Raw genomic sequence first — 25,485 nt, 5'->3', positions numbered from 1 at the left:
TTGTTAAAGAACTTGCGCAAAACGATCAATCGCTTGATCTTTCTTGCGTCGCCACTGACTTGTCAGCAGCGCAGAAGCGAGATTGTTGCAGCGTTTCGTTCCGCTTGTCAACACTTTGCGAAGAAATTCTTGAAAACCTCTTCAAACTCAGCGCCAACTTCTCGCAAAGATCGTTTTACTGATCTTTTGTTCTCGACCGCGATATAAATCAGCAGCCGAGCCAGATATTGTTGCAAAACTTCAAACCGCCTGTCAACACCTGGATCGAAAATTTCTTCGCAACCCAAACTCAACATCCTTCACTAACCGAACCGCACCAGGGGTTGCCCTACGGCGTTTCGTTCAGCGAAGCCCGCCACTATAGCAAGGATTTTGAGAACGGCGCAAGCGCTCTTCGAGGGCTGCACCCAAAAGCCCGGCTTCAGGGTCCGTGAGGAGGTCCTGGCTCAGGGTGAGCCCCTCTCTTGCACGGGCAAGTCCAGCGTGGGGCGATTCGACAGACTCAGGCTTGCGCCGAGCACGAACGATCACGCTTCTATGTAAGCAAGCACGCCGCCTTCAGCCCGATCGCGCGTTGTCGATCAGCGCCAGGATGCGGCGATTGGCATTCAAGGGCACCAGCTCCACGCTGCGGTGATTCATGCCGAACACGCGAAAGAGCTCGTCGGCAAAGGCATGTCCGATGTCGGGCACGCCATCGAAGTCAATCTCTGCGCGCTTGAAGCGCTCCAGGCGCGCGGTGACGCGGCGCGCCTGCGCCCGGCTGTCGAGCGCCTGGCCGGGGCCGGCCAGCAGGCGCAAGCTGATGACCGTGCGGTCGAAAGCAATGCCGCTGCCGTCCAAACTCCAGGCACCCAGCACCTGATCCAAAGTGCGCGTGGTGTCGAGCGCCACCGCAAAGTAGATGCTGGTGCCTTGGCGCGGCAGCGCCTTGCCAGGACGCCAGCCGCTGCTGTCCCAGGCGCGGCGCTGGTAGGCCGTGCCGTTGGCGTGCAGATCAAATACGTCGGCCAGCTGGCTGCTGAAGAACAGGCCACGGCCGGTGTGCTCCTGCGGCGCCGTGGTCAGGCGGCCCTTGCTGAGCTCCAGCATGGCCAGGCTGGGGTCTGCGATGTCGTAGGTGCCAGCGATCTTTTGGAAGACGCCACAGCCGTCATCGCTGACCAGCAGCTGCACATGGGTGGGGGTCTGACGCAAGCTGACGGTGACCGAAGTTCCTCCGCTGTGATCAATCGCGTTGTTCAGCAACTCGGTGAAGGCGTGCTGAACCATGCGGCCGACATGCGCTGGCAGGTTGAAGTTGGGGGCGTAGTCGCGCTGCCAGGGCAAGTCTTCCTGCAGCCCGTACAGGGGATAGCTGCGTACCACCTGGCGCAGCGCGCCCGGGCTGTAGACCGGCCGGCTGAAGCCGCCCTCGCGCTGCAGCCAGCCGGCATCCACCAGGCGCTTGAGCATGGCTTGGGCAGCGCGCCGGCTCGCGCCCGTTCGTTCGACCACATGGTCTGCCAGCTGGTGCGAATGCTCGCGCGCCGCGGCGGTGATCCATTGCGTGAAGTGGTCGAAGTTCAGGCGTGTGCTCATGCCGGCAGCCTAGCCCGGCGCGGCGCCGGGCGGCAATTGGTTCTTGTGCCGGTCCAGCCAGGCCCGAAATTCACTGGCCGGCATGGCAGGAGCCAGGTGGTGCCCTTGCAGGGCGCCCACACCCAGATCGATCAGCATGCGCGCCTGCACCGGGGTCTCCACCCCTTTGGCCACAGTGTTCAGTCCGCAGGTTCCGGCCAGCTGCACCAGGGCGGCCAGCCAATCGGCCTCGCGGGTGCCCGGCCGCAGATCGGCCAGGAGCTCACGCGAGAACTTGAGCTGGCTCAGGCCAGGATGGCGCAGGCTGTGCAGCATGCTGTCGCCGGCGCCGAAGTCGTCCAGAGCCAGGCCGATTCCGGCGGCGCGCAGCGCGGGCAGCTGCATGAGCCCGCGGATCTGCGGGTCGCGCAACTGGGCTTCGCGCAGATCCAGCACCAGGCCGGAGCCCGGCACACCCAGGCGCAGCAAGCGCGCCGCCCAGTCCGTGACGCTGCAGCCCCACTCGCGCAGCTGCGTGCCGGACAGGTTCACGGCCAGGCTGAGCTCGGGTTGCAGCTCCCGCCGCCAGGCCTTGAGCTGCGCCGCCGCGTCCTGCAGCACCCAGGCGCCAATCTCGCAGATCAGACCGCTGCTCTCGGCCAGCGCGAGAAACGAGCCCGGGCCCAGCAGGCCCAGCACCGGGTGGCGCCAGCGCAGCAACACCTCGGCCTGGGTGCAGGCCCCGCCGTTGGCCGGCAGCACCGGCTGGAAATGAAGGCAGAACTCCTGGCGCTCCAGCGCTAGTCGCAGTTCGGCGCCAAGCCGGCTGCGTGCCTGGGCAGCCTCATGCACGGCCCGCCCCGCAAAGCGGTAGCCACTGCGCCCGGCATGCTTGGCGGCATAGAGGGCCTGATCGGCGCGCTTGAACAGGTGTTGGGCATCGTCCGCGTCCGCCGGAAAGAGGGCGATGCCCACGCTGACCGACACCGTATGCTGGCTTTCGGCCAGCGCGAAGGGCTGCGCAAGACTGTTCACCAGGGCATTGGCCACGCGCTCCACGCTGCTGGGCTCGCCCTGCAGATCGGCCAGCAGCACGATGAATTCGTCGCCCCCCAGGCGCGCCACCATGTCCACTTCACGGATGCAGCCGGCGATGCGCCGGGCCGCCTGGCGCAGCAGTTCGTCCCCGGCGTCATGTCCGAGACGGTCGTTCACTTCTTTGAAGCGGTCCAAGTCCAGCGCCAGCAGCGCCAGGTGGCGGCCCTCGCGCCGTGCCTTCTTCATCTCGTTGCCCAGGCGCTCGGCCAACAGGCGCCGGTTGGGCAGGTCGGTGAGGGCGTCGTAGTTGGCCTGTCGCCAGGTCAACGCCTCGACCCGCTTGCGCTCCGTGATGTCGGTGTGGGTGCCCACCATGCGCAAGGGCCGCCCCCGCTCGTCGCGCGCGATCACCATGCCGCGGGTCTGCACCCACTTCCAGCTGCCGTCCTTGCAGCGCACCCGGTGCTCGTTGCTGTAGACCGGCGTCAGCCCGTCGAAGTGGGCCTGGCGGTCGCGGCTCATCTGCTCGCGGTCGTCGGGGTGGGTGAGCGAATCGATGATGGCCGGGTTCGCCTCCAAATCGTCAGGGCTGTAACCGTAGATCTGCAGGAAGCCGGCCGAGTACAGCTCGACGCCGGCCTGGATGTACCAGTCCCACACGCCATCGCCGCTGGCCTCCAGGGCGAGCTTCCAGACTTCGTCGGCCGCGTGCAACTGATGCACGGCGGCCGCCAGCGCGGCCTGAAGCGGATCGGGCTTGCTCACGGTCACGGCGGATGGCGCGGATTTGCAGCCCGGCAAGCGTCGGCCAAGAACCTTCGTCTGGCAAGGCCGGCAACCCGAGCCTGGCCGCGCTAGCGGGAGCGCTGCACCGCCTCGGCCGGCGCCACCCGGGTCAGGTCCAGGCAGGCGCCCGAGGTCCACTGGGTCTCGCAGGCTGCCATCAGCCCCAGCAGCTCGCGCTCCTGAGCGTCCAAGTGTTCGCGCAGCGCCGCAATCTCGTCGCGACGGCGCTGCAGTTCACGCAGGATGTCTTCCTTCGGCAGCACGCCCGGCCGGGCGGCGGCGAACAGCCCACGCAGGGTTTCGAGCGAAAAGCCCAGGCGCTGCGCGAGTTGGATCATCTGCAGGCGCTTGAGCGCAGCATCGTCATAGTCGCGGTACCCATTCGCGCCGCGCCGCCCCTCGGGCAGCAGACCACTGGCCTCATAGAAGCGAATGGCCGAGGCGCGGATGCCCACGGCGGCCGCCAATTCACCGATGCGCATCGATCCCCCCCCTTGACCTTCAAGCCGGCTTTAATCCTACGCTCGCGGTTTTCCTGCCACGGCGCCTGCGGCGCCGCGGCGTAAGGTGCGCCCATGCCCGTCCTTGAAATCAATCGCCACACCCAGGATCTGAACCTGGAACCCGACATGCCCCTGCTCTGGGCGCTGCGCGACGAACTGGGCCTGACGGCCACCAAGTTCGGCTGCGGCGTCGCCGCCTGCGGCGCCTGCACCGTGCACCTGGACGGCGAAGCCGCCCGCAGCTGCATGCTGCCGCTGGGCGGCCTGCAGGGCCGGCAAGTCACCACGCTGGAAGGTTTGCGCGACGACGCGCTGATGCAGCGCCTGCAGGCCGCCTGGCTGGCCGAGCAGGTGCCGCAATGCGGCTACTGCCAGAGCGGCATGCTGATGGCAGCGCACGCCTTGCTGCGCCGGCACCCGCAGCCGAGCGAAGCGCAGATCGAAGCGGCCATGAGCAATCTCTGCCGCTGCGGCACCTACCCGCGCATCCGCCGTGCCCTGCGGCGCGCTCAGCTCCCATGAAGCGGCGCGGCTTTCTGATTGCCGGTGCGGCGGCAGCCGGTGGCGCCCTGCTCGTGGGGGTGGGCCTGCAGCCGCCCGACGCCCGCAGCCGGCTCGGGATGGGCCGCGGCGCGCCGCAGCCTCCGCAGGGCGATGGCGTGGCGCTGAACGCCTGGGTCCAGATCGGCCGCGATGGGCGGGTCAGCGTGGCCGTACCGCGAGCCGAAATGGGCCAGGGCGTGCACACCGCGCTGGCGCAATTGCTGGCCGAGGAGCTGGAAGCGGACTGGGCGCAGGTGGGCGTGCATGACGCCACCGGGGCTCCCGTCTATGCCAACGCGGCCTTGCTGCTGAATGTGCTGCCCCTGCAGCCCGATGACGACGGCGCGCTCGCCCGCTTCGCTCGGGGCGCCGCGCAGCGCCTGGGCTACAGCCTGGGCCTGCAGGTCACCGGCGGCAGCAGCAGCGTGCGCGATGCCTGGGAGCCGCTGCGCCTGGCCGGCGCCGCGGCCCGCAACCTGCTGCTGCAGGCCGCCGCGGCGCGCTGGCAGCGCCCCCTGGCCGAGTTGAAGACGGCGGGCGGCTTCGTGCTGCACGGCGAGCGCCGCCTGGGCTACGGCGAGCTCGCCGCCGAGGCGGCGCAACTCAGCCCGGCGCACGAACTGCCGCTCAAGCGCCGCGAGGACTGGAGCCTGATCGGCCGCAGCCCTCCGCGGCTCGACCTGCCCGCCAAGGTGCAGGGGCTGGCCCGCTACGGCATCGACGTGCAGTTACCCGGGCTGCGCCATGCAGCCCTGCGCCAGGCGCCGAGCTTTGGCGGCAGCGTGGTGCGTTTCGAGGTCGAAGCGATCCGGCAGCGGCGCGGCGTGTTCGACGCCTTCCTGCTGAACGAAGGCACTGCCGTCGTCGTGGCCGACAGCTGGTGGCGCGCCGAAGCCGCGCTCAAGGCCCATCCCCCACGCTTCCATGCGGGCCCGCGCGCCGGGCTGGACACGGCTGGCATGCGCCAGACCCTGCAGCGCGCGCTCGACCAGCACAGCGGCACCGGTTTTCGCAACGAAGGCGACGCGCGCGCCGTGCTGGCGCGGGCCGCAGCGGTGCTGCGCGCCGAGTACGAAGCCCCCTTCCTGGCCCATGCGGCGCTGGAACCGCTGAACTGCACGGCCCAGGTGAAGGACGGCCAGGTGCATGTCTGGTGCCCGACGCAGGTCGCCTCGCTAGCGCGCTGGAAGGCGGCGCAGGTGGCCGGCGTGGCACAGGAGCGGGTGACGGTGGAGACGACCTACCTCGGTGGCGGCTTCGGCCGGCGCCTGGAAACCGACGCCATCGAACAGGCGGTCGCCATTGCGCTGCGCTGCGGCGGCGCGCCGGTCAAGCTGCTGTGGAACCGTGAGGAGGACTTCACCCACGATGTCTACCGCCCCATGGCGATGGCGCGCTTCGAGGCCGCGCTGGGCTCCGACGGCCTGCCGCTGGCCTGGCTGAACCAGGTCGCCGGGCCCTCGGTTGGGACCGACACGGTGGCGCGCCTGCTGCCCGGCTTGGCGGCCGATCTCCCCGACAAGAACCACATCGAGGGGGCGTTCGAGCTGCCCTACGCCATTCCCCATCTGCGCGTGCGCCAGTTGCGCGTGCCCCTGGGCGTGCCGGTGGGCAGCTGGCGCAGCGTGGGCCACAGCCTGAACGCCTTCTTCACCGAGTGCTTTCTGGATGAACTGGCCCAGGCCGCCGGGCAGGACCCCTTGCGCTACCGCGAGGCATTGCTGGCGCGGCACCCGCGCCAGCTCGCCGTGCTGCGCCTGGCAACCACCCAGGCGGGCTGGGGCAGCGCGCTGCCCGCCGGCCGGGCGCGCGGCATCGCCCTGCACGAGAGCTTCGGCTCGATCTGTGCCCAGGTGGCCGAGGTCTCGATCGAGGCCGGGCGCCCGCGCGTGCACCGCGTGGTCTGCGCACTCGACGCTGGCACCCTCGTGCACCCGGACACGGTGCGGGCGCAGATGGAAGGCTCGATCCTGTTCGGCCTGACGGCGGCACTGCATGGCGAGATCACGATTGCGAACGGCGCCGTGCAGCAGCGCAACTTCCCCGACCAGCCCTTGCTGAGCCTGGCCGAGACGCCGCAGATCGACGTGCACCTGGTGCCCAGCACGGCGCCGCCCGGCGGCGTGGGCGAACCCGGCACCCCGCCGATTGCCCCGGCCGTCTGCAACGCCCTGGCCACGCTCACCGGCCGCAGGATCCGCCAGCTGCCGATCCGGCTCTGATCGGCTTTGAAATCGATACTGCAGGGATGCAAGCCCATGAATCCCTGCAAGTCCAAACCGATGCGCGCGGCGTCGCCACGCTGACGATGCACCGGCCCGAGCGCTTCAATGCCTTTGACGAAGCGCTGATCTCCGCCCTGCACCAGGCCGTGCAGGCCTGCGCCGCCGCCCCCGCCGTGCGCGTGCTGGTGCTTGCCGGCGCCGGCAAGCACTTCAGCGCCGGTGCGGACATCGGCTGGATGCGCCGCGCCGCCGCCGCGCCCGAAGACGTGAACCGCGCCGACGCCCAGGCCTTTGCCGCCATGCTCGCCGCGCTGGCCGCCTGCCCCAAACCCACCGTCGCGCGCGTGCAAGGCCTGGCCCTGGGTGGCGGCGTGGGCCTGGCCTGCGCCTGCGACATCGCCATCGCCACCGAAGACGCTCAGTTCGCCGTCAGCGAGGCACGCTTCGGCATCCTGCCCGCCGTCATCGGCCCCTATGTCATTCGCGCTGCCGGCCCACGCCAGGCGCAACGCCTGGCGCTGATGGCGCACCGCATCGGCGCCGCCGAGGCCCTGCGCCTGGGCCTGGTGCAGCAGACCGTGCCGGCCGCCGAGCTCGACATCGCTGTGGAGGCCACGCTGACCGAGCTGCTGGCCAGCGGCCCGCAGGCACAAGCCGAGATCAAGGCCCTGTTCGCCCAGCTGCGCCCGGGGGACTTCGGGCCCGAGGCGCAAGCGCTCACCGCCGCCACCATCGCCCGCGTGCGCGCCACCCCGGAGGCGCGCGAAGGCTTTGCCGCCTTCACCGACAAGCGCCCCGCCACCTGGAGCATCCAGCCATGAGTGAAGTTCACGTTCCCGCCGGCGCCTGCGTCGGCATCGTCGGCGCCGGGGTCATGGGCATCGGCATCGCCCAGATCGCCGCGCTGGCCGGCCATCCGGTCAAACTGCTGGATGCCCGCGAGGGCTTTGCGGCCAGCAGCATCGCCCGCTTAAGCGAAACCCTGGCCGGCCTGGTCGCCAAGGGCAAGCTGGAAGCCGACGCGCGCACGGCCGCGCTGGCGCGCCTGCAGCCCGTGGGCGGCGTGGCCGATCTGGCCGACTGCGCGCTGGTGGTGGAAGTCATCGTCGAACTGCTCGAACCCAAGCGGGCGCTGCTGCGCGAGCTCGACGCCCTGCTGCCGCCCGGCGCCATCCTGGCCTCCAACACCTCGTCGATCAGCATCACGGCGCTGGGCAATGGGCTGGCCCACCCCGAGCGCCTCGTGGGCATGCACTTCTTCAACCCGGTGCCGCTGATGAAGCTGGTCGAGGTGGTGTCCGGCCTGGAGACAAACCCCGCCGTGGCCGCGGCCACCGAAGACTTGGCGCGCGCCTGGGGCAAGGTGCCGGTGCGCGCAGCATCGACGCCGGGCTTCATCGTCAACCGCATCGCCCGGCCCTATTACGCCGAGACCCTGGCCCTGCTGCAGGAACAGGCCGGCAGCCCGGCCCAGCTGGACGCCTGTCTGCGCGCCGCGGGCTTTCGCATGGGGCCCTGCGAACTGATGGACCTGATCGGCCAGGACACCAACAACCTCGTCACCCGCTCGGTCTGGGAGGCGAACTTCGGCGACCGCCGCTACCAGCCGAGCACCGTGCAGCAAGCCCTGGTGGACGGCGGCCGCCTGGGTCGCAAGGTCGGCAAGGGCTTTTATGTGGGCGAGCCGGAGCGCCTGCCCGCCCCGAGCGCGCCCGCGCATGTGCCCGCACTCATGCTCCATGGCCGCGGTGCCGCGGTGGACGCCCTGGCCCAGCGCCTGCCCGGCGTGGCGCGCCGGGGCGACAGCGAGTGGTCTGGGCTGCGCGTGGGCGACGGCGTCATCGACCTGATGCTGACCGATGGCCGCTGCGCCGTGGAGCGCGCGGCCGGCCACAGCAAGCCCATGGCCGTGCTGGACTGGTGCCTGCCCGGCCAGGCCGGCACCGCCCTGGCGCTGGCCTACGGGCCCCATGTGCAGGCCGGCGCCCAGAGCGCCGCCCAGGAGGCCCTGGCCGCCGCCGGCTTCTTGGCCGTGCCGCTGCGCGACACCCCCGGCCTGCTGGTGGCGCGCACGCTGGCGATGCTCGTCAACGAGGGCGCCGATGCGGTCTGGCAGGGCGTCTGCAATGAGGCCGGCGCCGACACCGCCATGAAGCTCGGCGTCAACTACCCGGCCGGCCCTTTCGAGTGGCTGAAGCTGCTGGGGGTGCCGCCGGTTTGTCAGTTGTTGGACCGGCTGTGGGAACACACGCGCAGCGAGCGCTACCGCGTCAGTCCCTACTTGCGGCAGCGCTACTGGTTGGACAAGTCGCGCTAATCCCGGGCTGGGGTGCGGCGCTCAGCCCACCCAGATGGCCCGGAAGTCATTGACATTGGTCCCGGTCGGGCCGGTGAGCAGGCTTTCGCCCAGCGCATGGAAGGCGCCACCGGCGTCGTGGCGTTCCAGGGCAGCGGCCAGATCCAGGCCCTGGGCCTGCGCCCGCGCCCAGGTCTTGGGCCCGCAAGTGGCGCCGGCCCAGGGGCTGGCGCCGTCGATCCCATCGGTGTCGGCCATCAAGGCGTGCACGCCGGGGCGGCCGTGCCAGGTCAGCAGCGCGGCCAGCAGGCATTCGGCATTGCGCCCGCCCTGGCCGGGTTGGGCGTGGCGCAGCGTCACAGTGGTTTCGCCCCCACTTAAGTAGAGGCCGGGCGCCTGACAGCGCTGGGCCAGCGCGTGGCCCAGTTCGCGCGCCTCGCCCTGCAAGGCATCGCCCAGCAGCTCGACGCGCAGGCCCCAGCCTTGCGCGAGCTTCGCGGCAGCCTGCAGCGCCAGGGCCGGCGAGGCCAGCAGCTGCACGCGATGCGCGGCCGGCAACCCCTTCGGGGTTTCGAAGGCGCCGCTGCGCAGGCCCTGCAGGGCCGCCCCAGTTAGCGGGATGCCATAGGTCTGCGCCACATCCAGGGCGTCGGCACAGGTGCTGGGGTCAGCCAGCGTGGGGCCCGAACCGATCAGGTCCAGCCGGTCACCCGGAATGTCGGAGATCGCCAGCGTCAGCAGCGGCGCGCTGACGCAGGTCGCGGCCAGACGGCCGCCCTTGAGCGCGCATAGGTGCTTGCGCAAGGTGTTCATGGCGTCGATGGGCGCGCCGCTGGCAAGCAAGGCGCGGTTCACAGCCTGCAGATCGGCCAGGCTCAGGCCCGGCAGCGGCAGCGTGGCCAGGGCCGAGGCGCCGCCCGAGAGCAGCGCGATCACCAGATCGTCCGGGCCCAGGCCCTGGGTGGCCGTCAGCAGGGCCTGGGCGGCGGCCAGGCTGCTGGCATCGGGCACCGGGTGCGCGCCCTCCAGCGCCTGCAGGCGCTGCAAGGCCGGGCGCGGGCTGCCGCGCGGCGCCACCAGCACGCCGCTCAAGGGGCGTTCCGCCGGCCAGGCGGCTTCGAGCGCCGCGCCCATGGCCCAGGCCCCCTTGCCCAGACCCAGCACCACGGTGCGCCCGCGCGGTGGCGGTGGCAGCGCGGCAGGCAACACGCGCGCCGGCTGCGCGGCGGCCACCGCCGCCTCAAAGAGCTGGCGCAGGCCGGCGCGCGGCGCGGGGCTCACAGCCGCTCGATGGCGAGCGCAATGCCCTGACCCACGCCGATGCACATGGTGCACAGCGCGCGCCGGCCGCCCGTGGCCTCCAGCTGGTTCAGCGCCGTGGTCACCAGCCGGGCACCGCTCATGCCCAGCGGATGGCCGAGCGCGATGGCGCCGCCGTTCGGGTTGACGCGCGGGTCGTCGTCGGCAATCTCCAGTTGGCGCAGCACCGCCAGGCCCTGGGCGGCGAAGGCCTCGTTGAGCTCGATGAGGTCGAAATCACCGAGCGTCAGGCCCAGGCGTGCCAGCAGCTTGCGCGTGGCCGGCACCGGGCCGATGCCCATGATGCGCGGCGCCACGCCGGCCGTGGCCATGCCCAGCACACGGGCGCGCGGCGTCAGGCCGTGGATGCGGGCCGCGGTCTCGCTGGCCAGGATCAGCGCGCAGGCGCCATCGTTGACGCCGCTGGCATTGCCGGCCGTCACCGTGCCGTCCGGGCGCACGATGGGCTTGAGCTTGGCCAGCGCCTCCAGGCTGGTGGCGCGCGGATGCTCGTCCTGGTCTACCCGGATCGCGTCGCCCTTCTTCTGCGGAATGCTGACGGGCACGATCTCGCGGGCGAAGAAGCCGCGCTCGCGTGCCGCCAGGGTCTTGTTCTGGCTGGCCAGCGCGAAGCGGTCCTGGTCCTGGCGGGAGATGCCAAAGTCCGTGGCGACGTTCTCGGCCGTCTCGGGCATGGCGTCGACGCCGAACTGCGCCTTCATCAAGGGGTTGACGAAGCGCCAGCCGATCGTCGTGTCGTAGACCGCATTGCTGCGCGCGAAGGCCTCGGTCGCCTTGGGCATCACGAACGGGGCGCGGCTCATGCTCTCCACGCCGCCAGCAATCATCAGGTCGGCGTCGCCGGCTCTGATGGAACGGGCCGCCAGGCCCACGGCATCCAGGCCCGAGCCGCAGAGCCGGTTCACGGTGGTGCCGGGCACATCCAGCGGCAGGCCCGCCAGCAGGCTGGCCATGCGGGCGACGTTGCGGTTGTCCTCGCCGGCCTGGTTGGCGCAGCCCAGGATCACATCGTCCACGGCCGACCAATCCAGGTTCGGCTGACGCTCGCGCAGGGCCCGCAATACATGGGCCGCCAGGTCATCAGCACGCACGGCAGACAGAGCCCCCGCATAGCGCCCGATGGGCGTTCGCAGGGCCTCACAGAGATAGGCTTGGGTCATTGGGTTCTCCAGAGTGCCGCCATTGTGGTTGGGACGGGTGATACTTCCCTCCCGACTCCCCTCGTTCACGCGCATGGCCAGCGAAGAACTGATCGACATCGCGCAGCTCAAAGTAGGCATGTTCATCCACCTGGACGTGGGCTGGATGCGGCATCCCTTCCCGCTCTCCAGCTTCCGCATCAGCTCGGAAGACCAGCTGGTGGTGTTGCGCCGTCTCGGTCTGAAGCAGGTGCGCTGGAGCCCCGCAAAGAGCCTGCTGGAAGAGCCGGCCCCCGCAGCACCCGAAGCCGCCCCGACCGCTTCAGCCGTGAACGAAGAAGCGCCGCCGGACCCCGCCGAGCAGGTGGCCCAGGCGCGCCGCGCCGCGCTCAAGGCCCAGCAGGATCAGCTGGCCCAGTGCGAAGCCCAGTACGGTGAAGCCGCCCAGGCCCTGACCGAACTGATGGGCCTGGTGTTCTCCGATCCGCGCGCGGCCGGTCAGCAGGCGATGCTGCTCACGCGCAGCCTGCTCGACAAGATGCTGGTGGCCGGCGATCTGAACCTGCGCCTGCTCAACGAGGCGGCCGGTGACCGCGCCACCGCGCACGCCCTGAACGTGAGCTTGGTGGCCCTGCTTCTGGGCCGCGCCTGCGGCCTGGGTGAAGAAGAACTGCTGGCCCTGGGCACCGGCGCGCTGCTGCACGATGTGGGCAAGCTCGAGGTGGAGAGCCGCTTCCGCCACCGCGGCGAGCAGTTCAACTCGATCGAGCTGCTGGCCTACCAGGAGCATGTGGCCAAGGGCGTCAAGCTGGCGCAGAACATGCTGCTGGGGCCCGATGCGCTGGCGGTGATCGCCCAGCATCATGAGCACGCCGATGGCACCGGCTTCCCGCAGAAGCTCAGTGGCGAGCGCATGCACCCGCTGGCGCGCGTGGTGGCCCTGGTGAACCGCTTCGACGGCTTGTGCAATCCGGCCGTCAGCTCCAAGAGCCTGACTCCTCACGAGGCCCTGTCGCTGATGTTTGCCCAGGGCCGCAGCCGTTTCGACGCCACCATGCTGAACGCCTTCATCCGCATGATGGGTGTCTACCCGCCCGGCTCCATCGTGCAACTGACCGACGACCGCTACGCCCTGGTGGTGGCGGTGAACTCCAGCCGGCCTCTCAAACCGCGTGTGATGGTCTATGACGCCCATGTGCCATCTGACCAGGCGCTGTCGCTCAATCTGGAAGAGAGCCCTACGCTGGGCATCCGGCGCAGCCTCAAATCGGCCGATCTGCCGCGTGCCGCGACGCTCTACCTGCGCCCGCGGGCCCGCTTCGCCTATTACTTCCACGCCAGCGAAGCCAGCCCCCTGGACGCCTGAGGCCCGATGCTGCGCTTCCACTCCAAGGCGGGCGCCGATGTGCTGATGCTCGCCGCGCATGCCGACCGGGTGTTGCGCGCGCTCGGGCGCGAACCGGCGCCCCAGGGCATCTTCCTGCCCGAGCAGATTGCCGCCGCGCTGCACAGCCTGGACCGCGCAGAACAATTGCCCGTACCTGACGCCGAACCGGACGAGGGCGAGGCAAACGAAGGCTTGCCCGACCCGCAGTTGCGCCAGCGCGCCTGGCCCCTGCGGGAGCTCTTGCAGCGGGCCGCAAACAAAAATTTCCCCGTGTTGTGGGAGACGCTTTGACGGCCCGGAAGCTGGCCGAAGTCACGGTGTTGCAATTACGCGTCGAAGGCGGGAATGCGCGAAAACCCGCTGCCTATACTGCCCCGACCTTGAATCAGGTGCCCCATTCCGGAGCACCCTCTCAACCCCAAACGTAAGGCCAATGATGAAGAAATTCACTCTGTCCGCCATCGCTCTGGTGGCTGCTGCTGTCGCAGCCCCGGCGTTCGCTCAAAGCTCGGTCACCCTGTACGGCCGCCTGAACACCACGGTCGAAAACCAGAAGGTGAACAACCAGGCCCGCAAGTGGGTGGTGCAGAACAACTCTTCGCGTATCGGCTTCAAGGGTACCGAAGACATGGGCGGCGGTCTGAAGGCCAGCTTCCAGCTGGAGCATGGCTTCGCGTCGGACACCGGTGCTGCCAACGCCACCTTCTGGGGCCGTGAGGCCTGGGTGCAGCTGGCTGGCTCCTTCGGTGCCATCCGCCTGGGCAACATCACCCCCGAGTCGTACTTCGCCACCGCCGACTACGTGAGCATGCACAACCATGACACGGGCACCTCGAGCGATGCGCTGTACGGCGGTCCCTTCCTGAACAAGAACAAGGTCATGTACATGACCCCGACCGTGGGCGGCTTCAGCGCCTCGATCGCCGGTACCGCTGGCGAGAAGGTCGAGAAGAATGGCACCGATTTCGCCATGAACTACGACGCTGGCCCCTTCCATGGCGGCTTCGGCTACAGCAAGCAGGGCGAGATGAACCAGTGGGCCGTGCGCGCCCTGGTGGAAGCCGGCCCCGTGGTGGTGGGTGGTTACTACCAGAAGGACGACCTCGGCGCCGACACCCGTGACGTGTGGCGTCTGGCTGCCATGTACGCCGTGGGCGCCAGCGAGTTCCACGTGAACATGGGACGTGCCAGCCAAGCCAAGAGCGGCGCCACCGTGCTGTCGCCCAAGCAGGACCAGTGGACCCTGGGCTACAACTACAACCTGAGCAAGCGCACCAAGGTCTACGCCTTCTACACGAAGAACGACCTGAACAAGAACACCTCCGCGGCCGACAACGAGTTCAGCTCGCTGGCCATGGGCGTGCGCCACAACTTCTGATCCTCCCGGATCTGAAGCAAAAAGCCACCTTCGGGTGGCTTTTTTATTGCCTGCGCGGCCCCCGCAGAGCGCGAGGGCCTTGCACAGTCAGAGCTTGACCGGTCCGCTGACGCTGCCCGCCACCGCGTCCTTGGCCTGCTGCTGGCGCACGCGGTCGATGTAGGCCTCGGAGCGCTGCAGCTGTTCGGCGATCAGCTTGTTGTTCTGGCCCATGGTCTCGATGGCCTTGGAGCGGAAGTTGTCCATCGCGTCCATGGCCTGGAAGGTCTGGTCGAACATCGACTGGATCTGCTCGATGCCCAGCATGGGGTTGGCGGCGAACTCGGCCGTCTGGTCGACATGCTGGTTCAGCTGGCGGCCGGTTTCCTGGATCAGATTGCCGATGGTGGCGTTGACGCCTTGCAGCATCTGCATCACCTGGATCTGGTTGCCAGTGGCACGTGCCACCGTCTGGGCCACGGCCAGGGCGCTCATGCCGGTGGTGGCCACGCGGTCGCAGCCGTTCATCATTTCACGCCCGGTCTTCTTCAGCACGTCGAGCGCCAGGTAGCCGTTCACGCACACGGCCTGCTGGGTCTGGATGTCGGTGAGGTTCTGGCGCGCGTAGAACAGCACCTCCTGCTCCAGCGCCTTGGCCTTCATCGGGTCGGTGGGCTTGAGGGCATTGACGCGCTCTTCCAGGCGCTGGTCCAGCACCTTGGCGAAGCGCGCCGCGGCGGCGAGCGACTGCATCGCCTCCCACAGCTTGCCGCGCGTGGCCTCGATGTCGATCACATCCTTCTGGATACCGTCCTTGGCCGCGTAGAGCTGGGTCATCGAGGTCTGCAGCTGCGAGGCCGCGCTCTCGAACTTGCGGAAATAGGCTTCGAGCTTGTTACCGAAGGGGATCAGGCCGAGCAGCTTGCGCGGCTGGAACAGATCACCTTCCTTGCCAGGGTTGAGATCGTCGAGCTGCGCACGGATGGCCGAGATGGCCTTGTAGGCCGGCGTGTCCTCGGCGCCAACGAAGTTGCGCTGCATCAGGCTGCTCTGCATCAGGCTGGCGGCCACGCTGATCTCCTGGCGGCCGAGCTGGAAGGCAGAGTCGAGCCGCTGCTTGAAGGGCTCGCTGTGCAGGTCCTCCTGCTCCAGCGCCTCGATGAAGCGCTGCACCTGCTCGTCCACCTTGTCGGCCACCTCGGGCTTGAGGGGCACGACTTCGGTGGCGGCCTCGGGCTGCACCGGGGTGATGACCTCGGGCGGCTCCAGCGTGAAGACGGGTTTGACAGCAGTTTTGGTTTCGCTCATGGGGCTCCCCAGGGGTGGGTTCAGGATTTGATGCGTTCGGTCGCCTGACCGAACTTCTGCTTCAGGAATTCGCTGTGCGTCAGGAAGGCTTGGGCGTCCTGCCCGGCCAGGTCGTCACCGAGCTGCACCACCTTGGCCTCCAGCTCACCTAGCACCCCCTCGAAGGTGGCCTGGGCGGTTTTGCCATTGCCGAGCAACTTGGTGGTGGCGAACTGAGCCGGGATGCTCAGATAGGTGTTCAGGGCCTCGGGCAGGTAGCTGATGGCGATGTGGCGGGCATGGAAGGTCTCCTGCAGCGAGAGCTGGCCGCGGCTGCGCTCCCATTGGTCCAGCAGGGCTTCGAGCGAGTCGCACAGCGAGAGGATGCGCTGGCGCAGCGGCGGCGGAATGCGCTGACCGGGGTTGTGCTCGGTCAGGCGGCGCACGCCGCTCAGCGCACGGCCCATGGCCTCGCGGGCATCGCCCTCGTCCTTGAAGACCAGGGCCTCGAACGGGGCCTCACGCGTGCTGGGCCAGCCCCACCACAGCCCCCCAACCACCAAGCCAGCCCCATAACCGATGGCCGCCACGCCGATACCCAAGCTACCCAGAAAACCGAGCGCCTTGAGCACCAGCACCAGGGTGGCGGCGCCAAAGCCCAGCCAATTGGCTGGTGCGTTCAACCAGCGGAAAAGTCCTTGCATCACTGGTACGCGCGGATGTCCTTGAAGACCGCGTACAGCGGCGTCTTGCGGGCGTCGAAAACCTTGCCGCCGGTGAGTTCGACGACAGCCTTGAGCTCGCCCTCGGCGGCCTCACCGAACAGCACCATGAAGACCGGGATGGCCTTGACGTCCTCGGGCAGGGCCTCGTAATCGCGCTTGAAGCGCTCGAGGTTGCGGCCGTTGTTGTTCATGCCATCGGTGAAGGCGACTACCGAATACTGGTACTCGGGGTTGCGCTTGCGCTCCTGCATCAGGTGCTTGAGGGCCTCGTACACGGCGTCGTAGAGCGCCGTGCCGCCGTCCATGTGCAGGGCATCGGCCGCATCGCGCACACGCCGCAGTTCGGCCAGCTTGGCCTCGGTGTCGGCCTGCAGGGCCACGCCCTTCTTCATCGGCGAGCCGGCCGGGATCTCGAACAGCTCGGGCTTGCCCACCGTGCCGGAGAAGGGCACGAACCAGAGCCGCTCACGGTTGGTGAGCTTGGCCACACGGCCGGTGAGGCTGTTGTCGGCCCCGGCTAGGTAGTGGATGGCCTCGATCAGCTGCTGGCGGCGGCCTTCCTTGTGCATGCTGCCACTGGTGTCCAGCACAAAGGCGCTGGCGATCGGGCGACGGAACTCGTTCAGGTAGGCATCGATCAGGCCGTCGGCCAGCTGGCGCTCGGGCGAGAAGGGCAGCTCCACCTGCATGCCGCGCGCCGGTAGCAGGTCCTCGACCTGCTGGGCCAGTTCGGCCTTGATGGGGCGGCGCAGGGTCTGGCGCGCCAGCCATAGCTGGGCCTTGTCGCCCTTCAGGTACTCCACCACCTTGACGTAGTCGGCGCGGCGCGCCTCGTTCAGCAGCATCAGCGGGTAGTCGGCCGTGCTGACACCCTCGTGCGGGTAGATCAGGTGCAGCTTCTCGCGCAGCTTGCCGCTGTTGTTCAAGGTCAGCAGCCAGCTCTCGTAGTTGATGAAGGCGTTGGCCCGCGTGCCCTGGTACTTGGCGAACTGCTCGGCCAGGTAGGTGGAGTTGTCGCCAACGATCTTGTAGCCCTTGAGGAAGTCGGCAATCGCGCCGCGGTCCACATCGGCGGCCGTCAGCGCCTCGGGGCTGCCGCTGGCCGCAGCCACCACGCCCAGCAGGGCCATGAAGCCCTGGTTGCTGGTGGCGGGGTTAGAAAGCGCATAGGTCAGCCGCCCCGCCTTGGCCGCGGCGGTGATGTCAGCCCAGGTCATCTGCTTGCCGACCCAGCCGTACTTCTTGGCGTCGGACTCGCTCACGCCGATGGCGATGGGCGACAGCATGATCTTTTCTTGCACCTTGACGCGCGACTGCCCGATGCGGTCGCTCAGCAGGTACTTGGCGTTGGCAAACCAGGCGGCATCGGCCTTGCTCTCGCCGCCCAGCACCTCCTGCGTGCTCTCCATCGTGCCGCCGAAGCGGAACTTGACGTTCACGCCGGTGGCCTCGCGGATCAGCGGCACCAGGGGCTCCAAGTCCTTCAGATCGCTGGTGGCCAGAATCTGCAGCGGTGGGGTGGTGTCCACCACGGCCGGCGCAGCCGGCGCGGCGGGCTCCTCCTTGCTGCAGGCGGACAGCAGCAGGCCCAGACCCATCACACAGAGGATGCGGCGCATCGGCTTCATTGGTTCATCTCCCGGCTCACCACGTCGATCATTTCGAACATCAGCTCAAAGCTGGGTGGGTCCACCACGTTGTTGAGCTGCTGATCCACCGCCAGCCCGGCGCGCTGGGCGGCGGCGGCAAAGGCCGTCGGATCACCGGTGCGGAAGCCCAGCTCCAGGGCCACCGCCTGCAGTTCCTTGTTCGTGGCCAGCAGCTCGCCCAGGCGCTTGGCGCGCTCGTTCATGGCCACCCACACCACCTTGTTGACGATGGTGGGCTGGGGCACCAGCAGCACCATGTCCTTGCGAACGCCGTTCTTCAGCGCGTGCGCCAGCATCTGGTTCTCGTAAATGAAGGCCATCGGCGTCTTGCCCATGCCGATGGAGAGGTAGTCGTCAAACGCGCCGTTGACGTAGTTCTCCTGGTAGCCCTGGCGCTTGAACAGTTCGGCCAGCTGCGCGGCCTGCTGCTGGGCGGCGTTGCGGTCGGTCACCACCTCGCCGCTCAGGGCCTGGGAGGTCAGCGCGAGGTACATGGCCGCCGAGTTGGAGCGCCGGATGTCGGTGGTCGAGACCAGCACGCTGCGCGAGACGTCGTAGGCCGCACTGCCTTTCAGGTCCTTCCAGCGCTGCTTGGCCAGCATGGCCTTGGTCAGCGCGGCCATGTCCAGCTCGTAATAGCCGGCGGCGTTGGGCTTGGCCATCTGGTTGGCCACCAAAATCTTGGCAATCGGCTCCCAGCTCGCCACCACCAGCGGGGTGTGGAAGGGCGAGCTCTGCGTGGCATTGATCTTGGTGCGGCGCGCCGCGTCCAGGATCATGTTGGCCGCTACCACGCCGCTGGAGAAGAAAAAGTCCGGCCCGCCGCTGGCCGTAACCTTGCTCGCCATGTCGCGGCTGCCCACGCGCGCCACCTGCACTGGCAGCTTGTGGGCGGCCAGCACCTTCTGCACGCGCTCGTCCTTGAAGAAGGGCTCGGCGTCGACGGCGATCAGGCCCTTCAGCGGCTCGGCCGAGGCGATCTCGGCCTGCTCCTGCGCGGCTTGCTTTTCGACCTTGCCATCGCGCAGCGCCCAGAACAGCGCGGCAGCAAAAACGCCCAGCACCACCAGGGTGCCGAGCGTGCGGGTTGCGGTATTCATCCTGACCTGCTCTCCCACGCCGCATCAGGCGACGCGGGGGCAGTCTAGGGCTTGGGGGCGCTGGTTTTCAGGGCCGTCGACAGCGTCATCAGGCGCAACGCCTCGGCACGGTGACCATAGGCATCCTCTCCCACCGCCGTGCGCGCCAGGCTCAGGGCCTGCTGGCCGTCGAAATCACCGATCTGGGTGCTGCCGCGCAGCCATTGGCCCCAGCCCGCCACGGCCGCAGCCCAGCGCAGTTCGGCATCAGCCTGCTGCGCCGGCACCAGGGCCCGCACGGGTACTGGCAGCTGGTGCAGCACGCTCTCGCTCTGGCCCGGGTACTTGAAGCGCAACTTCAACCAGGCCAATTCGTGGGCCGGGCCGCCGGCCTTCTTCTCGCCTTGGTAGCGCAGCGGGTCCACCGTGCCCGCGCCGCCCTTGGGCACCCACTCGTACAGCGCGGTGACGCGATGGCCGGCGCCGATCTCGCCGGCGTCGACCCGGTCGTTGTTGAAGTCCTCACGCTGCAGCTGGTGCAGCTCGTAGCCGATCAGACGGTATTCATCGGCCACCGCGGGGTTGAACTCGATCTGCAGCTTCAGGTCCTTCGCAATCACCTCCAGCGTCGAGCGCATCTGCTGCACCAGCACCTTGTGCGCCTCCTGCAGCGAATCGAGGTAGTGGTAGCTGCCGTCACCGGCATCGGCCAGCTTCTTCATCAGGGCCTCGTTGTAATTGCTGTCGCCCACGCCCAGGGTGGTCAGGCCGATGCCGGCCTGGCGCTGCTCCTCCACCAGGGCCTTGAGCGCGGCGGGGTCGGTGACGCCGATGTTCAAGTCGCCATCCGTCGCCAGCAGCACGCGGTTGATGCCGCCCTTGATGAAGCCGGCGCGCGCCTGCGCATAAGCCAGGCGGATGCCGGCCTCACCGTAGGTGCCGCCGCCTGCGGCCAGCTGCTGGATGGCAGCGCGGATGGCCTCCTGCTGATCACCCGCCGTGGCCGGCAGCACCACCTGGGTGCCGTTGGCGTAGCTGACCAGGCTGACGCGGTCCTGCGGACGCAGCTGCTGCGCCAGCAGTTGCAAGGAGGAGCGCACCAGCGGCAGCCGATCCGGCGGGCCCATCGAGCCCGACACATCAACCAGGAAGACCAGATTCGCCGGCGGCAAGGTGGCACGCGCGGTGTCGCGGCCCTGGATGCCGATGCGCAACAGGCCGCGCTCCGGATGCCAGGGCGAGCGCGATTGCTGCAGGGTCACGCGCAGCGGCAGGGCATCGCCCGCTGCCGGCAGCGGGTCGGCATAGCCGAAGTAGTTCACCAGCTCCTCCACCCGCACCGCATCGCGCGGCGGCAACTGGCCGCGGTTCAGGAAGCGCCGCACATTGGCGTAAGAGCCGGTGTCCACGCTGGCGCTGAAGGTCGAGACCGGCTGCTCGGTCACCCGCTGCCAGGGGTTGTCCTTGAAGCCGGTGTACTGGGCGGTATCAGACTGGGGCTGGGGCATGAATGGGCGCGGCGCCATCAGCGCATGGCTGCCCTGGGCCATCAGCTTGGCGGGAGCAGCAGGGGGCGGCGCTGGCCGCAGCTCCTGGGCGCGCGGGGCGTCGGCCAGCGCGGATTTGCCGAGGTCGGCCCGCGGCAGAGGGGCGGCAGGCACGGGTGCCGCGCTGACCATGGGTACCGACTCCAGCACCGGCTGGGCCGCCACTTCTTGCCGGGCCGGGGGCGGGCTGGTAGGGCCTTCGGGTTGGGAGCCGGGGGCGCTGCAGGCCCAGAGCAGGCTGGCGGTCAGCAGGCCCAGGGCCTGGCGCCAGGGGTTGAATCGCTGCATGGAAGGTCTCCGTGAGGTCCGCCGGAGGGCGGTTGCAGGGCTTGTACGCCCGAGCAGCGCAAACGGGGTGAATCCGGCGCACTCAGGGTTTGGGTGGATCCAGCAGGCTGCGGCCCGTCCGCAGACGGCGGCGTTCGGCCAACTCGGCCACGCTCTGGCGTTGTTCCCGCATGTCCGCCACCAAGCGCGGCCATTCCCCTTGCGCCAGACGGACGCGCAGCCAGGCGCCGAAGCCCTGGCTTGGGTCACAGCTATCGACCGAGTGCCAAGCCGCCAGCTCCAACTCGCTGCGCTCCAGGCTCCATTGCGAAATGGCCTCCGCTTCCGCCGCTCTGGCATGCCATTCGGGCGATTGGCGCGCCTGCTCTCCGGCCAGCTTGATGCTCAGTATTCGATTGATGAGCTGAGGGTCTTCCAGGCGCCAGAGCCGATCCGCACTGCCCACGCACTCTGAGGCCTGAGGGAGCGCCCGGCAGTGCTTGAGCAGCGGCGCCCAGCGGGGCAAGGCCCAGGCCGCGGACATGCCAAACATCAGCTGCAGCTCGGCTGCATCGCGCAAGCCAACCGAGGGCGCCTGCGCCAGGCCGAGCAGGCGCGCTGCCAGGGTCAGCCGGTAATCCTGTGCACGTGTCGCCGCTTGCACGCCTCTCAACACCTCGGCCGGCGTCAGCACACCGCCGCTGTGGAGCCAGGCGGCCGCGTTGTCCGGCTCCTGCTGCGTCCAGCGTCGCGCCAACGAATTGCACACGCTGTCCAGCGCGCAGCGCTGCAAGGCCAGGCTGATCACGAAACCCTGCGAGCTGCGCTGCGCACGCTCCACCAGGCGCTCGCGAGCGCCGACCTGCTCCGTTGGGGCGCCCGTCAGCAGGAAATCCGCCAAGGCCAGAGCCGCCTCATCGCCCTCGGCCTGCAACTGCCTCGCCCAGCGCAGCACCACGCGCTCCTGCGCCCGCTCCATCACCGTATCAGGTTCAGGATCCGGCTGTGGCCGCCCCGGCTGCAGTTCGGCACGCCGCTGGGCCTCCTCTTCTCCACGCGCCCGGCGCACGGCCTGGGTGCACCACTCGCGGCTTTCCAGCAGGCCTGCTACGGAGGTCTCCCAATCCGGCGCCAGCCTGGGGTCGGCCCCGGGCATGACGGGCGATGCCAGGTGTGGAGGCTGCGCCAGCTGTTGCCCTGCTGACAAGGAAGCAGGTCGTTCGGCAGGCTCGGCTGTAGGCGCAGCCGCAGCAGTCGGTTGGGGCTCCTTTGGCGCCTGACGCAACCCAACCCATAGGACCAACAGGCCCAAAGCCGCGACCAGCGCCGCGGCAAACCGAAAACGACTCATCGAGCGGCTGCGTACCGCCCCAACTCCTGCTTCGCAATCGACACCCGATGCACCTCATCCGGCCCATCGGCCAGACGCAGCGTGCGCGCCGCGCCGTACAGCTCGGCCAGCGGGGTCACATCGCTGACACCCGCCCCGCCCCAGGCCTGGATGGCCCAGTCGATGACCTGGGTGGCGACGTTGGGCGCCACCACCTTGATCATGGCGATCTCCTGCTTGGCCACCTTGTTGCCCACGGTATCCATCATGTGGGCGGCGTTCAGGGTTAGCAGGCGTGCCTGGTCGATCAGGATGCGGCTCTGCGCGATGCGTTCGTGCCACACGCCCTGCGTGGCCAGCGGCTTGCCGAAGGCGACGCGGCTGGACAGGCGCTCGCACATCAGGCGCAGCGCGCGCTCGCTCATGCCGATCAGGCGCATGCAGTGGTGGATGCGGCCGGGGCCCAGGCGGCCCTGGGCGATCTCGAAGCCGCGGCCCTCGCCGAGCAGCAGATTGCTGGCGGGCACGCGCACGTTCTCGAACAGCATTTCGCAATGGCCGTGCGGGGCGTCGTCATTGCCGAACACGGGCAGCGCGCGGATCACCTTGACGCCCGGTGCGTCCGCCGGCACCAGGATCATCGATTGCTGCTCGTGCTTGCCCGCCTCGGGGTTGGAGCGGCCCATGACGATGTAGACCGCGCAGCGCGGGTCGCCGGCGCCGCTGGTCCACCACTTGCGGCCATTGATGACGTACTCGTCGCCATCGCGCTCGATGCGGGTGGCGATGTTGGTGGCGTCGCTGCTGGCCACCTCGGGCTCGGTCATCGCAAAGCCGGAGCGGATCTCGCCGGCCAGAAGGGGCTTGAGCCAGCGATCCTGCTGCTCGGGCGTGCCGTAGCGGGCCAGCACTTCCATGTTGCCGGTGTCGGGGGCGCTGCAGTTGAAGACCTCGGAGGCCCAGAGCACATGGCCCATGCGCTCGGCCAGCGGGGCGTACTCGAAGTTGGTCAGGCCGGCGCCTTGGTCGCTGTCCGGCAGGAACAGGTTCCACAAGCCTTCGGCCTTGGCCTGCTGCTTCAGGTTCTGAATCGTTTGCAGTGGCGTCCAGCGGCGCCCAGCGGCGGTGTTGGCGGCTAGTTCCTCGCGCGCGGCCTGCTCCTGGGGTTCGATGCGTTCGCGCATGAAAGCGTCCACGCGGGCCCAGAGTTCACGGCCGCGCGGGGTGGTGTCGAAGTTCATGGATTCAGTCCTTGTTGTGCGAGCTGCCAACCCAGCGCCGCCACCTGCGGCGCCAGCGCGCCTTGGGCCACGGCCTGGGCGCTGCTGGCGGTGCCCTGGCGGGCGCGGGCGGCCACGCCCTGCATGATGGCGGCCAGGCGAAAGAGGTTGTAGGCGAAGTAGAAGTTCCAGCGCCCGTCCACCTTCAGGCCGCTGCGCTGCTCGTAGCGCGCGCAGTAGTCGGCCAGGCTGGGGATGCCGGCGGCAGCCAGATCCACGCCGGCCAGGCCGCGCATCGGCCCCGGCGGTGCCACCCAGGCCAGGGCGTGGTACGCAAAGTCGGCCAGCGGGTCGCCCAGGGTGGAGAGCTCCCAGTCGAGCACGCCGATGACGCGCGCGCTGCCGCGTTCGAACACCAGGTTGTCGAGCCGGAAGTCGCCGTGCACCAGGCGGGTCTGCACGGTTTCGGGCGGCGGGGCGTTGGCGGGCAGCCACTCAATCAGGCGCTCCATGGCCTCGATGGGCGTCTCCTTGAACTCGGAGGCGCGGTACTGCTTGGCCCAGCGGCCGATGCCGCGGTCGTAGTAATTGCCGGCGGCGCCGTAGTCGCGCAGGCCCTGGGCATCGAGGTTGACGCCGTGGATGGCCGCGATGGTGGCGTTCATGGCGTCGAAGATCGCCGCCCGCTGCGCGGGGTCATGGTCTTTGAGGCGCGGATCCCAGTGCACCTCGCCGTCCAGCATCTCCATCACGTAGAAGGCGCGACCCAGCAGGGCTTCGTCCTCGTGCAACAGATGAATGCGCGGCACCGGCACGGCGCTGCCCGCCAGCGCCCGCTGCACGCGCACCTCGCGCTCGATGGCATGGGCCGAGGGCAGCAGCTGCGCCACCGGGCCGGGCTTGCAGCGCATCACATAGGCGCGGCCAGGGGTCAGCAGCTTGAAGGTCGGGTTGCTCTGGCCGCCATTGAAGCGCTCGGCGCTCAGCGGCCCCTCGAAGCCCGGCAGCTCACGCCGCAGCAAGGCTTCGAGCGCGGGCAGATCAAGCCAGGCTTCATCGGCGGCACGGGTGCCAGCAAAGGAACTCATGCGGGTCTCCTTCAGGCGTCGAAGAAATAGGCCGCCACGATCAGGCCATCACGCACCTCGTAGCTGGCCACCACCTCGAAGGGCTCGGGCCGCACGCCATGCACGCGCTCGTGGTCGAACACCTTGCTGCCCACCACCAGCCGGCCGAGCAGTTCGGCATGCAGGCCGGGCAGGTTGAAGCGGTTGTTGGCGTAGTGCGCGGCCAGCGCGGCCTTGCCGCGCATCACGGGCTCTGCGGCGGGTGGGCGGTAGAGCGCGAAGTCTTCGGCGTAGCAGGCGAGGAAGCGGTCCAGATTGCGCTCGTTGTAGGCAATCAGCTGCTCTTGGGCGAGTTGGGCGGGGCTCATGGCCCCAGCGTAACCCGGCTCAACCGCTCAGCCGCTGAAGGGTCTCTTGCAGGCGGCGGTCGCGCTGCAGTGTGTCGTCCAGGCGGACCAGCACCCAGCGCCAGCGGCTGCGGCGCCCGGTCACAAAGTGCAGCGGCGTTTGCTGCAGATGCTGTGACAGCAGCTCCAGGCCCGCCGTGGGAACGCCGATGGCGGCGAGATGCTGGGTGGCCAGCTCAGCCGTGGCCCCCGGCAGGGTGAGCACCGCCGCATCGCAGCGGCCCGCCGCCAGCATGCGCAGGGCGCCGGGGTCGCCTTGGTCCGACTCCAGCCAGTGACCAATCGGCACACCTTGAGCCCGCAAGGTGTCGGGGTAGGACGAGCCTCGCGCCATACACACTTGGCGTTCGGCCAGCCCGCCCGGCCGGCCCAGCGCGTGCGCCTCGCCTTCACGCACCACGGCCCAACTGCGCATCACAGCCACCGGGCGGCTGAACGCAAAACGGGCCTCGCGTGCGGGGGTGCGGGCCAGGCCGAACATCAGGCCGTCACCCTGCTCGGCAAAGGCCTGTGCGCGCGGCCAGGGCATCGGGCGCAGCTCCCACTCCAGGGTCACGGCGCGGGCCAGCAGCTCGAACAGCGGCATCCAGTGCTGGTGGCCGCCGTGGTCACCCACCGCCAGCGGCACACGGGTGCGCGCCCACACAGACGTCAACATCCCGCCGGCCGTCAGCAACATCAGACGGCGGCGGTTCAGGGCGGTGACGGGGCGCACCAAGGAATTGGACACCCCTGGCGCCGCGGCGGAAAGGC

General features: G+C 69.1%; 23 protein-coding genes. 8 read left to right on the top strand and 15 right to left on the bottom strand.

Translation table 11 applies throughout. From position 1 onward, the window contains the following. A partial coding sequence (locus ACE3QP_RS19780) for a hypothetical protein (RefSeq protein ID WP_374438507.1) occupies positions 1-182 on the top strand: 182 nt, incomplete at its 5' end. Positions 183-558: 376 nt separating this feature from the next. Here ACE3QP_RS19780 and ACE3QP_RS19775 read toward each other — a convergent pair. From ACE3QP_RS19775 to ACE3QP_RS19765, 3 genes are all read right to left on the bottom strand, one after another. Then, positions 559-1,581 carry an STAS-like domain-containing protein gene (locus tag ACE3QP_RS19775; protein ID WP_374438505.1) on the bottom strand — a complete coding sequence of 341 codons (1,023 nt, stop codon included), beginning with the start codon at positions 1,579-1,581 and terminating at the stop codon, positions 559-561. A 9-nt stretch (positions 1,582-1,590) separates the two neighbouring features. Then, positions 1,591-3,363: a putative bifunctional diguanylate cyclase/phosphodiesterase gene (locus ACE3QP_RS19770; protein WP_374438503.1), complete on the bottom strand. Its 1,773-nt coding sequence runs from the start codon at positions 3,361-3,363 to the stop codon at positions 1,591-1,593. An 89-nt stretch (positions 3,364-3,452) separates the two neighbouring features. Then, on the bottom strand, positions 3,453-3,866 hold the full coding sequence (locus ACE3QP_RS19765) for a MerR family transcriptional regulator (protein WP_374438501.1): 414 nt from the start codon (positions 3,864-3,866) through the stop codon (positions 3,453-3,455). A gap of 93 nt (positions 3,867-3,959) precedes the next feature. On the opposite strand from ACE3QP_RS19765, the gene ACE3QP_RS19760 reads away from it, so the two are divergent. The 4 genes from ACE3QP_RS19760 to ACE3QP_RS19745 are packed head-to-tail and all read left to right on the top strand — an operon-like array spanning position 3,960 to position 8,972. Then, complete coding sequence (locus ACE3QP_RS19760; RefSeq protein ID WP_374438499.1) at positions 3,960-4,409, top strand: (2Fe-2S)-binding protein; 450 nt, start codon at positions 3,960-3,962, stop codon at positions 4,407-4,409. After that, positions 4,406-6,652, top strand: coding sequence for a molybdopterin cofactor-binding domain-containing protein (locus tag ACE3QP_RS19755; protein WP_374438497.1), 2,247 nt, complete (start codon positions 4,406-4,408; stop codon positions 6,650-6,652). Before ACE3QP_RS19760 ends, ACE3QP_RS19755 begins: the two co-directional genes overlap by 4 nt. Before the next feature lie 26 nt (positions 6,653-6,678). Next, the gene (locus ACE3QP_RS19750) at positions 6,679-7,476 is read left to right on the top strand and encodes an enoyl-CoA hydratase-related protein (protein WP_374438496.1); all 798 of its coding nucleotides are present in this window, start codon (positions 6,679-6,681) and stop codon (positions 7,474-7,476) included. Further along, complete coding sequence (locus ACE3QP_RS19745; protein WP_374438494.1) at positions 7,473-8,972, top strand: 3-hydroxyacyl-CoA dehydrogenase; 1,500 nt, start codon at positions 7,473-7,475, stop codon at positions 8,970-8,972. Before ACE3QP_RS19750 ends, ACE3QP_RS19745 begins: the two co-directional genes overlap by 4 nt. Positions 8,973-8,993: 21 nt before the next feature. On the opposite strand, the gene ACE3QP_RS19740 is transcribed toward ACE3QP_RS19745, so the two are convergent. Continuing rightward, positions 8,994-10,232: a glycerate kinase gene (locus tag ACE3QP_RS19740; protein WP_374438492.1), complete on the bottom strand. Its 1,239-nt coding sequence runs from the start codon at positions 10,230-10,232 to the stop codon at positions 8,994-8,996. After that, entirely contained in the window at positions 10,229-11,431 is a 1,203-nt protein-coding gene (gene pcaF, locus ACE3QP_RS19735) for a 3-oxoadipyl-CoA thiolase (protein ID WP_374438490.1), read from the bottom strand. Before pcaF ends, ACE3QP_RS19740 begins: the two co-directional genes overlap by 4 nt. A 73-nt stretch (positions 11,432-11,504) precedes the next feature. On the opposite strand from pcaF, the gene ACE3QP_RS19730 reads away from it, so the two are divergent. The 3 genes from ACE3QP_RS19730 (at position 11,505) to ACE3QP_RS19720 (ending at position 14,175) form a co-directional block, all read left to right on the top strand. Continuing rightward, complete coding sequence (locus ACE3QP_RS19730; RefSeq protein WP_374438488.1) at positions 11,505-12,776, top strand: HD-GYP domain-containing protein; 1,272 nt, start codon at positions 11,505-11,507, stop codon at positions 12,774-12,776. A 6-nt stretch (positions 12,777-12,782) separates the two neighbouring features. Beyond that, entirely contained in the window at positions 12,783-13,088 is a 306-nt protein-coding gene (locus ACE3QP_RS19725; RefSeq protein ID WP_374438486.1) for a DUF1840 domain-containing protein, read from the top strand. A gap of 145 nt (positions 13,089-13,233) precedes the next feature. Beyond that, positions 13,234-14,175, top strand: a complete 942-nt coding sequence (locus ACE3QP_RS19720) for a porin (RefSeq protein ID WP_374438484.1) — start codon at positions 13,234-13,236, stop codon at positions 14,173-14,175. A gap of 87 nt (positions 14,176-14,262) precedes the next feature. On the opposite strand, the gene ACE3QP_RS19715 is transcribed toward ACE3QP_RS19720, so the two are convergent. The 10 genes from ACE3QP_RS19715 to ACE3QP_RS19670 form a co-directional block, all read right to left on the bottom strand. Next, entirely contained in the window at positions 14,263-15,462 is a 1,200-nt protein-coding gene (locus ACE3QP_RS19715) for a toxic anion resistance protein (protein ID WP_198113409.1), read from the bottom strand. A gap of 20 nt (positions 15,463-15,482) precedes the next feature. Beyond that, entirely contained in the window at positions 15,483-16,145 is a 663-nt protein-coding gene (locus tag ACE3QP_RS19710) for a hypothetical protein (RefSeq protein ID WP_374438482.1), read from the bottom strand. Beyond that, positions 16,145-17,794 (bottom strand): substrate-binding domain-containing protein, encoded by a 1,650-nt coding sequence (locus ACE3QP_RS19705; protein WP_374438480.1) that lies wholly within the window; start codon positions 17,792-17,794, stop codon positions 16,145-16,147. The genes ACE3QP_RS19710 and ACE3QP_RS19705 overlap by 1 nt, the downstream gene beginning before the upstream one ends. Then, positions 17,791-18,915 carry a hypothetical protein gene (locus tag ACE3QP_RS19700; protein WP_374438478.1) on the bottom strand — a complete coding sequence of 375 codons (1,125 nt, stop codon included), beginning with the start codon at positions 18,913-18,915 and terminating at the stop codon, positions 17,791-17,793. The genes ACE3QP_RS19705 and ACE3QP_RS19700 overlap by 4 nt, the downstream gene beginning before the upstream one ends. 44 nt (positions 18,916-18,959) lie before the next feature. Beyond that, entirely contained in the window at positions 18,960-20,729 is a 1,770-nt protein-coding gene (locus tag ACE3QP_RS19695) for a von Willebrand factor type A domain-containing protein (protein WP_374438476.1), read from the bottom strand. Positions 20,730-20,811: 82 nt separating this feature from the next. Continuing rightward, the gene (locus ACE3QP_RS19690; RefSeq protein ID WP_374438474.1) at positions 20,812-21,864 is read right to left on the bottom strand and encodes a hypothetical protein; all 1,053 of its coding nucleotides are present in this window, start codon (positions 21,862-21,864) and stop codon (positions 20,812-20,814) included. 191 nt (positions 21,865-22,055) lie between these two features. Continuing rightward, positions 22,056-23,279 (bottom strand): acyl-CoA dehydrogenase family protein, encoded by a 1,224-nt coding sequence (locus tag ACE3QP_RS19685; RefSeq protein ID WP_374438472.1) that lies wholly within the window; start codon positions 23,277-23,279, stop codon positions 22,056-22,058. Further along, complete coding sequence (locus ACE3QP_RS19680) at positions 23,276-24,346, bottom strand: phosphotransferase family protein (RefSeq protein WP_374438470.1); 1,071 nt, start codon at positions 24,344-24,346, stop codon at positions 23,276-23,278. The genes ACE3QP_RS19685 and ACE3QP_RS19680 overlap by 4 nt, the downstream gene beginning before the upstream one ends. 11 nt (positions 24,347-24,357) lie before the next feature. Continuing rightward, entirely contained in the window at positions 24,358-24,693 is a 336-nt protein-coding gene (locus ACE3QP_RS19675) for a nuclear transport factor 2 family protein (RefSeq protein WP_374438469.1), read from the bottom strand. Positions 24,694-24,712: 19 nt separating this feature from the next. Further along, positions 24,713-25,462 (bottom strand): substrate-binding periplasmic protein, encoded by a 750-nt coding sequence (locus ACE3QP_RS19670; protein WP_374438467.1) that lies wholly within the window; start codon positions 25,460-25,462, stop codon positions 24,713-24,715. Positions 25,463-25,485 lie beyond the last annotated feature (23 nt).

Source organism: Inhella sp. (assembly GCF_041912635.1).
Classification (GTDB): Bacteria; Pseudomonadota; Gammaproteobacteria; order Burkholderiales; family Burkholderiaceae_C; genus Inhella.
Note: the sequence above shows the minus strand (reverse complement) of the source record. Positions and strands in the feature narration are given on the sequence as shown.

Bases quoted from the DNA above. Each gene is read 5' to 3' on its own strand.
- ACE3QP_RS19775 (WP_374438505.1), bottom strand. From the start codon at position 1,581: ATGAGCACACGCCTGAACTTCGACCACTTCACGCAATGGATCACCGCC.
- ACE3QP_RS19765 (WP_374438501.1), bottom strand. From the start codon at position 3,866: ATGCGCATCGGTGAATTGGCGGCCGCCGTGGGCATCCGCGCCTCGGCC.
- ACE3QP_RS19760 (WP_374438499.1), top strand. From the start codon at position 3,960: ATGCCCGTCCTTGAAATCAATCGCCACACCCAGGATCTGAACCTGGAA.
- ACE3QP_RS19755 (WP_374438497.1), top strand. From the start codon at position 4,406: ATGAAGCGGCGCGGCTTTCTGATTGCCGGTGCGGCGGCAGCCGGTGGC.
- ACE3QP_RS19750 (WP_374438496.1), top strand. From the start codon at position 6,679: ATGCAAGCCCATGAATCCCTGCAAGTCCAAACCGATGCGCGCGGCGTC.
- ACE3QP_RS19745 (WP_374438494.1), top strand. From the start codon at position 7,473: ATGAGTGAAGTTCACGTTCCCGCCGGCGCCTGCGTCGGCATCGTCGGC.
- pcaF (WP_374438490.1), bottom strand. From the start codon at position 11,431: ATGACCCAAGCCTATCTCTGTGAGGCCCTGCGAACGCCCATCGGGCGC.
- ACE3QP_RS19730 (WP_374438488.1), top strand. From the start codon at position 11,505: ATGGCCAGCGAAGAACTGATCGACATCGCGCAGCTCAAAGTAGGCATG.
- ACE3QP_RS19725 (WP_374438486.1), top strand. From the start codon at position 12,783: ATGCTGCGCTTCCACTCCAAGGCGGGCGCCGATGTGCTGATGCTCGCC.
- ACE3QP_RS19720 (WP_374438484.1), top strand. From the start codon at position 13,234: ATGAAGAAATTCACTCTGTCCGCCATCGCTCTGGTGGCTGCTGCTGTC.
- ACE3QP_RS19715 (WP_198113409.1), bottom strand. From the start codon at position 15,462: ATGAGCGAAACCAAAACTGCTGTCAAACCCGTCTTCACGCTGGAGCCG.
- ACE3QP_RS19710 (WP_374438482.1), bottom strand. From the start codon at position 16,145: ATGCAAGGACTTTTCCGCTGGTTGAACGCACCAGCCAATTGGCTGGGC.
- ACE3QP_RS19705 (WP_374438480.1), bottom strand. From the start codon at position 17,794: ATGAAGCCGATGCGCCGCATCCTCTGTGTGATGGGTCTGGGCCTGCTG.
- ACE3QP_RS19700 (WP_374438478.1), bottom strand. From the start codon at position 18,915: ATGAATACCGCAACCCGCACGCTCGGCACCCTGGTGGTGCTGGGCGTT.
- ACE3QP_RS19695 (WP_374438476.1), bottom strand. From the start codon at position 20,729: ATGCAGCGATTCAACCCCTGGCGCCAGGCCCTGGGCCTGCTGACCGCC.
- ACE3QP_RS19690 (WP_374438474.1), bottom strand. From the start codon at position 21,864: ATGCCCGGGGCCGACCCCAGGCTGGCGCCGGATTGGGAGACCTCCGTA.
- ACE3QP_RS19685 (WP_374438472.1), bottom strand. From the start codon at position 23,279: ATGAACTTCGACACCACCCCGCGCGGCCGTGAACTCTGGGCCCGCGTG.
- ACE3QP_RS19680 (WP_374438470.1), bottom strand. From the start codon at position 24,346: ATGAGTTCCTTTGCTGGCACCCGTGCCGCCGATGAAGCCTGGCTTGAT.
- ACE3QP_RS19675 (WP_374438469.1), bottom strand. From the start codon at position 24,693: ATGAGCCCCGCCCAACTCGCCCAAGAGCAGCTGATTGCCTACAACGAG.